This window comes from Thermomicrobiales bacterium, assembly GCA_037045155.1.
GTDB lineage: Bacteria > Chloroflexota > Chloroflexia > Thermomicrobiales > CFX8 > JAMLIA01.
This window is the reverse complement of record JBAOIG010000005.1, coordinates 842,945-855,343: the sequence shown is the minus strand read 5'-3', so window position 1 is coordinate 855,343 and position 12,399 is coordinate 842,945. Positions and strand designations below refer to the sequence as shown.

12 protein-coding genes are annotated in these 12,399 nt (G+C 64.7%); 6 read left to right on the top strand and 6 right to left on the bottom strand.

Annotated elements, in window-relative coordinates; genetic code table 11:
- Nucleotides 1–25: 25 nt before the first annotated feature.
- From V9F06_14095 to V9F06_14085, 3 genes are all read right to left on the bottom strand, one after another.
- Nucleotides 26–829 (bottom strand): enoyl-CoA hydratase-related protein, encoded by an 804-nt coding sequence (locus tag V9F06_14095; GenBank protein ID MEI2618740.1) that lies wholly within the window; start codon nt 827–829, stop codon nt 26–28.
- Nucleotides 830–854: 25 nt separating this feature from the next.
- On the bottom strand, nt 855–1,565 hold the full coding sequence (locus V9F06_14090) for a hypothetical protein (GenBank protein ID MEI2618739.1): 711 nt from the start codon (nt 1,563–1,565) through the stop codon (nt 855–857).
- Nucleotides 1,566–2,197: 632 nt separating this feature from the next.
- Nucleotides 2,198–2,440, bottom strand: a complete 243-nt coding sequence (locus V9F06_14085; protein ID MEI2618738.1) for a zinc ribbon domain-containing protein — start codon at nt 2,438–2,440, stop codon at nt 2,198–2,200.
- Between the two features lie 125 nt (nt 2,441–2,565).
- Between V9F06_14085 and V9F06_14080 the strand changes: the two genes are divergently transcribed.
- The 4 genes from V9F06_14080 (at nt 2,566) to V9F06_14065 (ending at nt 6,956) form a co-directional block, all read left to right on the top strand.
- On the top strand, nt 2,566–3,783 hold the full coding sequence (locus tag V9F06_14080; GenBank protein ID MEI2618737.1) for a PLP-dependent aminotransferase family protein: 1,218 nt from the start codon (nt 2,566–2,568) through the stop codon (nt 3,781–3,783).
- A 544-nt stretch (nt 3,784–4,327) separates the two neighbouring features.
- Nucleotides 4,328–4,789 carry a helix-turn-helix domain-containing protein gene (locus tag V9F06_14075; GenBank protein ID MEI2618736.1) on the top strand — a complete coding sequence of 154 codons (462 nt, stop codon included), beginning with the start codon at nt 4,328–4,330 and terminating at the stop codon, nt 4,787–4,789.
- Nucleotides 4,786–5,478 carry an IS630 family transposase gene (locus V9F06_14070; protein MEI2618735.1) on the top strand — a complete coding sequence of 231 codons (693 nt, stop codon included), beginning with the start codon at nt 4,786–4,788 and terminating at the stop codon, nt 5,476–5,478. The genes V9F06_14075 and V9F06_14070 overlap by 4 nt, the downstream gene beginning before the upstream one ends.
- A 737-nt stretch (nt 5,479–6,215) precedes the next feature.
- Nucleotides 6,216–6,956: a hypothetical protein gene (locus V9F06_14065; protein MEI2618734.1), complete on the top strand. Its 741-nt coding sequence runs from the start codon at nt 6,216–6,218 to the stop codon at nt 6,954–6,956.
- On the opposite strand, the gene V9F06_14060 is transcribed toward V9F06_14065, so the two are convergent.
- The gene (locus tag V9F06_14060) at nt 6,922–8,433 is read right to left on the bottom strand and encodes a phospholipid carrier-dependent glycosyltransferase (protein MEI2618733.1); all 1,512 of its coding nucleotides are present in this window, start codon (nt 8,431–8,433) and stop codon (nt 6,922–6,924) included. The two genes, V9F06_14065 and V9F06_14060, sit on opposite strands and share 35 nt — an antisense overlap.
- Before the next feature lie 440 nt (nt 8,434–8,873).
- Here V9F06_14060 and V9F06_14055 point away from each other — a divergent pair, with 440 nt between their 5' ends.
- Together V9F06_14055 and V9F06_14050 are read left to right on the top strand one after the other, a co-directional pair.
- The gene (locus V9F06_14055; protein ID MEI2618732.1) at nt 8,874–9,248 is read left to right on the top strand and encodes a DUF983 domain-containing protein; all 375 of its coding nucleotides are present in this window, start codon (nt 8,874–8,876) and stop codon (nt 9,246–9,248) included.
- 66 nt (nt 9,249–9,314) lie between these two features.
- A complete protein-coding gene (locus V9F06_14050) occupies nt 9,315–9,932 on the top strand; it encodes a shikimate kinase (protein MEI2618731.1) in 618 nt (205 codons plus the stop codon).
- Here V9F06_14050 and V9F06_14045 read toward each other — a convergent pair.
- Both V9F06_14045 and glgX read right to left on the bottom strand, forming a co-directional pair.
- Nucleotides 9,920–10,237, bottom strand: coding sequence for an antibiotic biosynthesis monooxygenase (locus tag V9F06_14045; protein MEI2618730.1), 318 nt, complete (start codon nt 10,235–10,237; stop codon nt 9,920–9,922). The genes V9F06_14050 and V9F06_14045 overlap by 13 nt on opposite strands.
- Nucleotides 10,238–10,257: 20 nt before the next feature.
- Nucleotides 10,258–12,387, bottom strand: a complete 2,130-nt coding sequence (glgX, locus tag V9F06_14040) for a glycogen debranching protein GlgX (protein ID MEI2618729.1) — start codon at nt 12,385–12,387, stop codon at nt 10,258–10,260.
- Nucleotides 12,388–12,399 lie beyond the last annotated feature (12 nt).

The window sequence follows — 12,399 nt, the reverse complement described above, 5'->3', positions numbered from 1 at the left end:
TCCCTCGTCCCTCGTCCCCCATCCCTTACGCCCCGACGAACTTCGGCTCGCGTTTCTCGCGGAACGCCAGGACGCCCTCGCGGTGATCTGCCGTGCGGCCGGCCTCGTCCATCAGTTGGGCCTCCAGCTCGAGGTGCTGCTCCAGGTGCGGCAGCAGGGCCGCGTTGAAGCCGCGCTTGGTCAGGCCGATCGCGCGGGTCGGCAGGGCAGCCAGCTCGGCGGCCCAGGCCAGCGTCGCTGGCACGAGATCGTCGGCCGGCACGACGCGGTTGACCAGGCCGATTCGCTCCGCCTCCGCCGCGCCGATCCGCGCGCCGCTGAACGCCAGCTCGGCCGCCTTGCCCAGCCCGACCAGCAGCGGCAGGATGATCGTCCCGCCGGTGTCGGGCAGCAGGCCGATGCGGACAAACAGCTCGGCGATGCTGGCGCGGTCCGACGCGATCCGCAGATCGCAGGCGAGCGCCAGGCTGGCCCCGCCGCCGGCCGCGATCCCGTTCAGCGCCGCGATCACCGGCTTCTCGATCCGTCGAATTGCCAGCACCAGCGGGCTGTACAGCTCGCGGACATACGCGCCGAGCGAGGGAGGCTCCGGTCCCTCGTACTGCGTGCCAAGGTCCGACAGATCCGCGCCGGAGCAGAATCCCCGGCCCGCCCCGGTCAGCACGACGCAGCGCACGCTATCGTCTGTTGCCGCCAGCTCGAATGCCCGGAGCAGATCGAGCAGCAGTGCCCGGTTGAGCGCGTTCAGCGTCGCGGGCCGATCCAGCGTAATAATCAGCACCCCGCCCTTCTGCTCGGCGAGGAGGACGTCGGATTCCAGCTGGGTCACGGTCGATGCTCCCTTCTGCCGGCCGCTAGCCGGTTCGTCGATCGACGATGCGAACCGCCTTGTCGTTCTCCATTCGGCCCAGCTCGCCCGGCTTGAGCAGCCGCACGCCCATCGTCAGGTCGAATCGGCTCTTCAGGATCCGGGTTATCTGATTAGTCAGAATAGCCATGTCCGAGGCAGTTGCCGACCCGGCGTACTGCGGAGTGATCTCCGCCTGCACCTGGATCGTCTCGCGCCCAGAGTCGCGGTCGAGGATGATCTGGTAGAACGGCGCAACCTCGTCGAACTCCAGGAGTGTCGCCTCGACCTCGGAGGGGTAGACGTTGACCCCATGCAGGACGATCATGTCGTCGAGCCGCCCGCGCAGCCGGGCGATCCGCCGGTGCGTCCGCCCGCAATCGCACGGCGCATCGATGATCGCCGAGATATCTCCGGTCCGGTAGCGGATGACCGGCATCGCCTCCTTGCTGAGCGTCGTCAGCACCAGCTCTCCGAAATCGCCATCTGGGACCAGCTCGCCGGTGGCCGGGTTGATGACCTCGGCCAGGAAGTGATCCTCCATCAGATGGAGCCCGTCGCGCGCATGAGCGCACTCGCAGGCGACGCCCGGCCCGATCACCTCGCTCAACCCGTAGATATCGATCGCGTGGATGCCCAGCCGTTCCTTCGATCTCGACCCGGATCTCCTCCGACCATGGCTCTGCGCCGAGCACCCCGACTCGCAACGCCAGCTCATCGGCCGTGACCCCTTCGCGCTCCAGCACCTCGGCAATGATCAACGCATAGGATGGGGTGCAGCAGAGGACGGTTGCGCCGAGATCGCGGAGTAGCGTCACCTGCCGCAACGTGTTGCCGCCCGACGCCGGTATCACCGCCGCGCCCAGCCGCTCTGCGCCGTAGTGCAGACCGAGGCCTCCGGTGAACAACCCATAGCTGAACGCGTTCTGGACAATGTCTCCCGGCCGTGTCCCAGCCAGCGCCAACGATCGCGCGCAGACCTCGGCCCAGGTCGCGATATCGCGCTTCGTGTAGCCAACCACCGTCAGCGTGCCCCGTGTGCCGGACGATACCTGCACCCGCACCAGCTGCTCGCGCGGGACTGCCAGCATCCCGAGCGGGTAATGCTCGCGGAAGTCTCCCTTGACGGTAAACGGCAGCGTCGCCACGTCATCGACGCTCTGAATCGTGTTCGGGTTGATCCCGTAGTCGTCGAAGCGCCGCGTGTAGAACTCCGACCGATCGTAGGCCCACCGCACAATCGACGCAAGGCGCTCCGACTGGAGCGCGCGAAGCTGGTTTCGAGGCAACGAATCGATCGCCCCGTCCGGGTATCCACCGCTCATCGTCGTCCCCTCCTCGCCCGATCCTTCAGGCGTCTCCGCTGGCAGGATAGCGCAGGCCGGCGCAGCATGGGCAGCCGGGAGGATGGCCGGCCTTGGAGTCCGGCATTACCTCGGTAGCCCCGCGATTAATGCTGAACGCCGCCATCTGTCGTTCGCATAGCTCGTGGCAGACGGGGCATTCAACCGGCGGGAAATCGGCCAGCTCCATTGGCCGCCGCTCCTCCAGCACGATATCGCACCTTGCGCACGCATAAACATAGATCGGCATCGTCCCCCGTCCCCCGTCCCTCATCCCCGCGTAGCATACCCGCGCGGTGGACATTCCTCTTCCCCAATCGTCCGAGACCGTGTATTGTCCCCAAACACTGGCCGACACCTACACTGGAGGAGCAGATGGCGACGACACCGGCAACTGGCAACATCGAGGAGCTGTTTTCCGACCTGGCCCGACGTTCGCGGGCGGGAGGGGTCGGTATGGATCCGCGCGCGGTCGCGAACGTGATCGCCCTCAGCGGCGGCTACCCCGACCCCGCCTCGTTGCCGATCCAGGATCTGATCGAGTCCACCCGCATCGCGTTGGAGCGCGACGGCGACTGGGCGCTTGCCTATGCGTTCGGCTCGGGCGTCCCCGAGCTGGTCGATGAGCTGAGCAAGAAGCTGGCTCGCGATCAGGGCATCAAGGCCGGCGTCGAGAACATTCTGATCACGAATGGATCGTCGCAGGCGCTCGCCCTCATCTTCGATCTCTTCCTTAACCCCGGCGATGTCATGATCGCGGAGGCGCCCTGGTTCATGGGCGCGATCTGGCGAGCGAAAGCGCTCGGCGCCGAAGTCCGCGAGGTTCCGCTCGACGACGAGGGGATCGACATTGCGGAGCTGGAACGCACGCTCGTCGCCATCGAGGCCGAGGGTAAGCGCGCCAAGCTGCTCTACTGCGTCCCGACGTTCCAGAACCCCTCCGGCATCACCTACTCGCTGGAGCGGCGCAAGGCGCTCGTCGCGCTCGCCCAGAAGCACGGGCTACCGATCCTCGAGGACGACGCCTACTTCGACCTGCGCTTCGATGGCGAGACGATCCCGACGATGTACTCGCTCGACGATCAGGGGCTGGTCATGTACTGCGGGACGTTTTCGAAGACCATCGCGGCCGGCATCCGGCTCGGCTGGTGCGTCGCCGACGCCCCGATCCTTGCTCGGCTGGCCGGGCTGAAGAGCGACGCCGGGGCGAACGCCTTCACCAACCACATCGCCGCCCAGTTCTGCGAATCCGGCGCTCTTCAGGAGCATATCTCCGAGTTGCGCCCGCTCTACAAGCACCGCCGCGACGTCATGCTGGAGGCGTTGGCGGAGCAGATGCCAGAAGGCACGACCTGGACGACTCCGGCCGGCGGCTTCTTCATCTGGCTAACCCTGCCGGAAGGGGTCACCTGCGGCCCGGTGGCCGAAGCGGCGATGAAGCGCGGCGTCGGCGTCGGGCAGGGACTCATGTTCTTCGCCAATGGCGGCGGGGAGCGCAACCTCCGGCTTTCCTATTCATTCAATGACGACGCCGAGATCCAGAAGGGCATCGTGATTCTCGGAGAGGTCGTCCGGGAGCAACAGGCCGGGTAGTCGCTCTCGATCACCAATCTGCTTATCAGTCATCCTGGGTGCTCCGACCAGCATGAAGTGTCCAGTACTGTGGTGCGACAGCCACCACCGCTCGTTGTCATTCCGAGCCGCAGCGAGGAATCTCCCCTGGCTGGATGCATTCAGACGCAGGAGAGATCCTTCGGCTGCGCGGGCGCCATCGCCCAGGGGCACCCGGGCAGAGGATGACAAGGTGCGGGGAGGCTGCCAACCTGACACTTTATCCTAGTCGAAGCACTCAGTACAGCGACTAGCATGATGTGTCACGTCGATAGCCTTCCAATTACCCTGCCATGCTCTGCGCAAAGGGCGCCCGGCAGCGAAGCATCTCCCCTGGCTCGATGCATTCAGACACAGGAGAGATCCTTCGCTGCGGCTCAGGATGACAAGATGCGGGGAGCCTGCCAACCTGACACATCATGCTAGTCGATGCACTCAGTACAGCGACTAGCATGAAGTGACTTGTTGGCACAGAACTGGCTGATGGGATGCAACGCAGTTGTGTGCACCAGCGGGAGGGTCTGGCATGAGTAATAAGCAACACGTGGTACGGCTGACGGCAGCGGAACGAACGGAATTGCGCCAGCTCATTGAGACAGGGTCCGCCCATGCCAGGCGCCTTAAACGCGCCCGCATCCTGCTCAAAGCCGATGCCAGTATCGCCGGACCACGGTGGACCGATGTCCAGATTGCGGAGGCACTGGAATGCAGTCCCCGGACGGTCGCGCGACTCCGGGAACGATGCTGTCGTGAGGGTCTGGCCGCCAGTCTGGGGCGACGTCCCTCGACACGGGTCTATCGGCGACGCTTTGATGGCGCAGCGGAAGCCCGGCTGACCACGCTTGCTTGTAGTCCTGCACCAGCGGGTGCTGCCCGCTGGACGCTGCGCTTGCTGGCCGATACCGTGGTGGAGCAGGAGATTGTCCCCCAGGTGTGCCCGGAGACGGTCCGCATGACACTTAAAAAAACGTCCTCAAGCCGTGGCTGAAACGCAGCTGGTGTCTGTCCGGGAAGCCTGATGCGGGATTCGTCGCAGCCATGGAAGATGTGCTCGACGTCTATGCTCGACCGATCGACCCACTGCGTCCACTAGTCTGCTTTGACGAGAGTGGCAAAGCACTCCGGGGCGATGTCCGTCCCAGTCAGCCAGCTGGACCCGGTCACGCGCTGCGGGAAGATCCGGCCTATATCCGCCACGGCAGTGCCAACCTCTTTCTCTGGTGTGCGCCCCATCTTGGACAGCGAGGCATCACCGTCACCGAGCGGCGCACCCGGGTCGACTGGGCCGTCGCCATGCGCCATCTCGTCGATGAGGTCTTCCCGACGGCGGAGCGGATCGTGGTGGTGCTCGACAATCTCAACATCCATGCCGACCACTCACTCTATGCGGCGTTCCCGCCCCGGGAGGCAAAGCGCATTCGCGACAAGCTGGAACTGCATTACACCCCCAAGCATGCTTCGTGGCTGAACATCGCCGAACTGGAGTTTAGTGCGCTGGTGCGCCAATGTCTGGATCAGCGCATCCCCACGCCGACGGACTTGCAGCAGGCGGTTGATGCCTGGACAACCCGGCGCAACAGCCGCGCCAAACCGGTGCAATGGCACTTCATGGTGGAGCACGCACGCATCAAATTGCGCCGGCTGTATCCGGTCCCTGAACTGGACACTTCATGCTAGTCGCTGTACTCAGTACAGCGACCAGCGTGATGTGTCCTGTACTGTGGTGCGACAGCCACCCCGGCCGTTTGTCATGCTGAGCCTCAGCGAAGCATCTCCTCATGCTGGATGCATTCAGACGCAGGAGAGATCCTTCGGCTGCGGCCTCAGGATGACAAGGTGCGGGGAGGCTGCCAACCTGACACATCATGCTAGTCACTGTACTGAGTGGCCCGACCAGCGTGAAATGTCGGATTGTTGGTTGCGGCCGCCACCCCATCTCTCTGTCATCCTCTGCCCAGAGGGCGCCCGCGCAGCCGAAGGATCCGTTTCCCTCGTCTGTACGCCCAGCAGTGGGGAGGACGGCTGTTTCGCTCCGGACGCCCTCTGGACGATACATGACAAGACACGGGACTGGCTGCCGACCTGACACATCACGCTGGTCGGAGCACTCAGTACAGCGACTACCATGAAGTGTCCGGTCGACAGCCACCTGTGCCTCTGTCATGTTGAGCGGAGCGAAACATCCGTCCTCCCCGTTTCTGGGTTTCCATGCGGGAAAACGGATCCTTCACTCCGTTCAGGATGACAGAGGGAAGGGGGCTTGCCGTACCTAACGACATGACAGATCACGCTGGTCGCTGTACTCAGGATGACTGAAAAGCGGACAGAGCCAGGAACCCTGCACCGCCACGCCCCCCGTCCTCCCATCCCCCGCCCTGCTACGATCTACGAGGCCAGAGGGGAAGGGGGGAGCAGTGACAATCGACGCGAAGGCGCGGGTCGAGGCAGGCGACCTGACGCTGGTGATCCCACGAAACCGGCTCGTGTGGAGCTTGTCGGCCACTGCCGGCCTCCTGCTCGTCGCGCATCTGCTGACATCGCTCAATCGCTACGTGTTCGGCCTGACGTTCTTCGGCGCAAACGATCTCTATGTGCTGTTTGACATGTGGGATGAGGTGTCGATCCCGAGTTGGTATTCGGTAACGCTTCTGCTGCTGGCGTCCGGCGTCCTCACCATCATCGCCGCCGGCAAGCGCGCCTCCGGAGACCGCTACGCCCGCCACTGGGTTGTTCTGGCGTTGATCTTTCTCGCCATGTCGATCGATGATGCCGCGGATGTTCACGGCCACACGTCGTATACGCTCCACGCGATGTTCGACACCGGCGGGTTTCTCGCCTACGCCTGGGTGATCCCGGCGGCGGCACTCGTCGCGCTGGTCGGGATCGCGTACCTACGGTTCCTGTTTCATCTGCCGCCGGCCACCCGCTGGCGCGTCGTCGTCGCGGCGACGGTCTTCGTGTTTGGCGCTCTCATCGTGGAGAGCTTCGAGGCGCGTTACGACACACTGCACGGCGTCGAGAACATGCCCTACCGGCTGATGGTCGGCGTCGAGGAAACACTGGAGAACGCCGGCATTATCCTGTTCATCGCGACAATGCTGTCGTATCTCTCGGCGCTAGCTAGCGAGGTCCGTCTCCGGTTTCCTCGCGCATGACCCGCAGACCCGCAAGCATCAGCAGCGCCAGTCCCAGCGCCCCAGCCACGACGGATGCCACCACAAGGCGTCCATCTCCGTAGCGCATTGCCGCGATGTCGAGCGTAACGTGCCCGTCGAGCACATCGCGGGCCGCGACGACGATCGGCGAGCCGCTCACCGTCCAGAGCGCCTCGCGCAGCATCTCGGGCGAGGACATGTAGGCGGCAACGTAGCGGTCGAACGGCACGAGGATGGGCAGCGCTGTGACGATCGCGCCGAGAATCGCCACCGCGCCGACGCTAACCACCGCCCAGCGGCGTCCCGACCAGGCGCGCTCGATCACCTCGGCGGCCGGCAGAAGCAACAGAGGCAGGAGCGGCACGAGGAAGCGCGGCCCCCAGACGCCGCCTCCCCACCAGGCGTAGTAGCGGCCGTAGAGCAGCAGCAGTCCCGCCAGCATCCCGAGGATCGTCAACGCCAGCCCCGGATGCCGCCGGCCAAACCAGACTGCGCCAACAAACGCCAGCAGCAATGGCGGATCGTGCCAGAACAGCCCCCTGCCGGGCGAGAACAGCAGACCGACCAGCCCATCCAGCAACGGCGTCGTGTATGCGTTCGCCTCAGCGCCATAGCCTGTTTCGGTCAGGCTCCCGAACCGCAGCCAGTTATACGCGCCGATCACGCCCAGCCAGAGCGCCACCGGGGCGCCCCAGGCCAGGCACATCCGCCCCACGGCGCGGATCTCCCCCCGCTCACGTTGCCAGAGCAACCAGAGCAGCCAGAGTCCCGGTGCGATCACCGCCACCACAAGCGCGATCTTCGTCGCAAGCGCCAGGCCGGCCGCGAAGCCAGAGAGCGCCAGCCAGCCCGACGCCGACTCGGCATTCCGGGCGCGCACGATCCCGTAGACCACTGCCGTCAGGCACAGCGCCGACAACGGCTCGCTGAGAAACGAGGCAGCGTAGTGCGACAGCACCGTCCCGGTCACCAGCAGGCCGGCCAGCACGAATCCCGTCCGCTGGGGGTATCCGAGCGCAACCGACAGGAGGAACAACAGGGCGACCGTCATCCCGCCAATCAGCGCGTTCACCAGGCCGACGGCATAGATCGGCGTCCCGGTGTATTCATTGCCCCAGGCATCGACGCGGATGTCCAGCGCCAGCAAGCGCGAGATCCAGCGCGTTCCCGCGATGAAGGCCGGGATCGCCACCAGCGACTGGCCGACGCCGTACTTGGCGTAGCGAGCGCCATCGACACCGGGGATTGACGCCGCGGTAAATCCGGCAGTGTCGAGTGCCGGGTTGTCTGCCACCTCGTTCCAGGTCGGCGACGTCACACGGACATCGCGATCCTCAACGATGCTCCGTGTCACCTGAAACATCAGCGTGTCGTCGCCATAGAGGAACACCCCGCGCGAGATGGCAACGTTCAGTAGCGTCACCGCCACCAGCAGCAACGCCGCAACGACCCCCGCTCCGCGTCGTCCAGAACCCACGCCCGGCGCCCCCATCCTTCTTCCTGCAAGCATACGGACGCCCGGCCACTGCTGGCCGGGCGTTCTTCGGGGATGAGCGAGATCGTTGCCGTGAGCCGATGGCGCGGTTACCTGGTCTTGAACAAGGTCCGCCAGGCGGACTGACCGCGAGCTCGCGCCAGCTCCTGCTGGGTGTAGTTGACGACGTACTTCATCATCGTTGCATCCATTGCCGAGGCTTCTCCTTCGTCTCCATGTCGGCCGCGTCATTGCGTCCTCCGGCGACATCGCCGGCCTGCCGACCTCTACCAGTCTAGTGGGCGCCCGCGGCCGCGCCATCATCCGACAGGCACGCTCCGGGCCTGTCCGACTGGCCAGGAAAGGTCAGGGGCCGCGGCACTGGCCCGAGCCAGTACCATTTAGATGGAATGGGCTCGCCGGGCGAGGCAGCGAGGAGAAGAATGAACGAGTTGGTCATGCTGTGGCGCGGGGTCACGATGCGCTGTCCGGTCTGTGGCAGTGGGAAGCTGTTCCAGCGCTGGACACATATGGTCGGTCGCTGCCCACGCTGCGATTGGAGCTTCGAGCACGAAGAAGGCTACTGGGTCGGCGCGATGGCGTTCAACATCGTCCTGACCGAGCTCATCTTTGCTGCCCTGCTCGTCGCGATCGTCATTTCCACCTGGCCGGATATCCCGGTCTGGCGGCTCATCCTGGGCGGCGTTATTCTGAACATCGTCCTGCCATTCTTTCTCTATCCGATCTCGAAAACGATCTGGGCCGCGGTCGACCTCGCGTTTCTGAATCGCCTCCCGCCCGGACGCCTGCGCCGCTGACCATCGCCTTTTGTTATCGTCTTCGGCTCCGACGATGGATCATCACCGACCAACGTGAGGCCCCGAGTGCGCCAGACAATCGGCCAGAGAGTCATCATCATCGGTGGTTCGGGTAGCGGCAAGAGCACGCTTGGCGAGCAGCTTGCCCAGCGGCTTGGCCGGCCATTCATCGAGCTCGATGCGCTGCACTGGGAGCCAGCCTGGGTTCCGGCGACCGAGGCGATCTTTCGCGCTCGGATTTCTGCGGCGACCGCCGCGGAAGCATGGATCATGGCCGGCAACTACACGAGCAAGCAGCAACACATCTCCTGGCCGCTGGCCGACACGATTGTCTGGCTGGACCTGCCGCTGATGACGGTGCTGTGGCGCGTCTCGTGGCGCACCGGGCGACGCGTCGTTCTTCGCGAGGAGCTATGGAACGGAAACCGGGAGAACCTGCGCAACGCGCTCTCGGTGTGGAACCCCGACCGGTCGATTCTCGCCTACATGGTTCGGACCCACGGAACTCGTCGCCGGGCGTTTGCGCAGGCGCTGACCGACCCGCGCTGGTCGCGGACCGCCTTCGTGCGGCTACGCTCGCCGGCCGAGATCGCCCAGTGGCTCGAAACCGTCACCACTGCGACCGCCCATGTCGCGACATCAGACTGTTTGCCCAAGCAGGCCATCGAGGATCAGCTCGGTTGAGGTACCTGGCCGGCGGGGGGAATGACGACCTCGAACGTCTCGCGAACCGCCGGCCCTTTGAGATACGGGGCGACGCGCGCCAACTGGGAGGAGACGTGGCCGCTCGCCTCGGACGATTCGAGGCAGTGCGCGTCCGCCCAGAGGGTGATGAACATCATGCGGCCTGTCGAGGGGTCGAACAATCCCACCGCATCGACAAACCCGGCCTGTTCGCGCGCGACCGGCAGAACCATCGATGTCGTGGTGTCCAGCAGGTCATCCTCATGCCCTGGCTGGATCGTTACGGAGATCACGCGGGCATACATCAAGAACCTCCTCGTTGGGCTTACCCAGCCCAGTGATGCTTGCGGAGCAGAACGAGCGACCGGGCCGGGACATCGACCTGGCTTGCGGCGACGGGCGGATATGGAAACCGAGCGCCGACCGTCGTATCGATGACAATCTCCCAGCCCTGGGGGAAATCGGCGAGCGACAAGTGAAACGACTCAGTGACATCGGATGCGTTGATAAGCAATAGGAGATCGTCGTCGACCAGGTCACGCCCCAGCGCGTCGACATCGTGCACCTCGTCGCCGGGAATCAGCACGCCGAGGCTGCGGATCCAGCCGATCTTCCAGTCATCGTGCGCCATCTCGGCCCCGTCCGGCCGGAGCCAGGCGACATCGGTCGCTGTGCCATGCTCCTCGTGGTGCTGGCCGCGGAAGAATCGACGCCGGCGAAGCGCGGGGTGTTCCTTGCGAAAGTCGATGATCTGCCGGGTGAAATCCAGCAACGCCTCGTCCGCCGGGCTGAGATCCCAGTCGTACCACGAGGTCGCGTTGTCCTGGCAATAGGCGTTATTGTTGCCCATCTGGGTCCGGCCGATTTCGTCCCCGCCCAGAATCATCGGGACACCCTGGGACAGCAACAGCATCGCCAGAAAGTTGCGCTGCTGCCGCGCCCGCAACGCAAGGATCTCCGGGTCGTCCGTCGGCCCCTCCACCCCGCAGTTCCACGAGATGTTGTCGTCGGCGCCATCACGGTTGTGTTCGCCGTTTGCATCATTATGTTTGGTTGAGTATGACACGAGATCGGCGAGCGTAAACCCGTCGTGGGCGGTGACGAAGTTGACGCTGGCCAACGGGCCGCGGCCGGCCTCGTCGTACAGGTCGCTGCTGCCAGAGAGCCGGTAGGCAAGCTCGTCGATGTGGCCGGCGTCGCCACGCCAGAAGTGGCGGACGGTGTCGCGGTACTTCCCGTTCCACTCAGTCCACAGCACCGGGAAATTGCCGACCTGGTAGCCGCCCTCGCCGACATCCCACGGCTCAGCGATGAGCTTGACCTGTGAGATGACCGGATCCTGGTGAATGATGTCGAAAAAGGCGCTGAGCCGGTTGACGTCGTACAGCTCGCGGGCCAGGGTGGCGGCCAGGTCGAACCGGAAGCCGTCGACGTGCATCTCGGTGATCCAGTAGCGCAGCGAATCCATAATGAGCTGCAGCACCTGGGGGTGTTGTGCGTTGAGCGAATTGCCGGTGCCGGTATAGTCGAGATAGTACCGTTCGCGGCCTGGAACGAGGCGATAGTAGGTCGGGTTGTCCAGCCCCCGCAGCGAGAGCGTCGGGCCGAACTCGTTGTGCTCGCAAGTGTGGTTATAGACGACATCGAGGATGACCTCGATTCCTGCCTGGTGCAGCGTCTTGATCATCGCCTTGAATTCGCGCACCTGTTCACCGCAGCTTCCGGCGCTGCTGTATCGTCCATCGGGCGCGAGGAAACAGAGCGAGTTGTACCCCCAGTAGTTCGACAGGCCCATCTGGTAGAGCCGCTGTTCGTCGACGCTCGGGTGGATCGGCAGGAGCTCGACGGCAGTGATGCCGAGACTGGTGAGGTAGTCGAGGGACGCAGAATGAGCCAGGCCGGCATACGTGCCGCGCAGAGGCTCGGGGACCGCCGGGTTCTGCTGAGAGAACCCCTTGACGTGGGTTTCGTAGATGATCGAGTCCTGCCAGGGAATACGCAACTGCGTATCGCCGTCCCAGTCGAACTCAGGGTCGATCACGACCCCTTTCGGCACGCCATGGGCGTCGTCCTGCTCGTCAAACGACAGGTCGAGCGCGGGGTCATCGTGCCGATATCCGTTGATCGGCGCGCCCCAGTCGACCGAGCCGCACAGCGCGCGCGCATATGGGTCTACCAACAGCTTGTTGGGGTTATAGCGCAGACCATTGATCGGTTCGTACGGGCCAGTGGCGCGGAATCCATATCGTTGTCCGGGGCCGATGCCGGGTAGCCACGCGTGCCAGACGTTCTGGAGCCCTGCATAGAGCGGCGTCCGCTCCTCGTTGCCGGCATCGTCGAACAGGCACAGGTCAACCCCGGTCGCCTCTTCGGAATACACAGCCACGTTCACGCCGCGACCGTCCCAGTGCGCTCCGAGTGGCCAGCCCCGTCCCGGGTAGCGCTGTCGTGTCATCGTTCCGCCTCA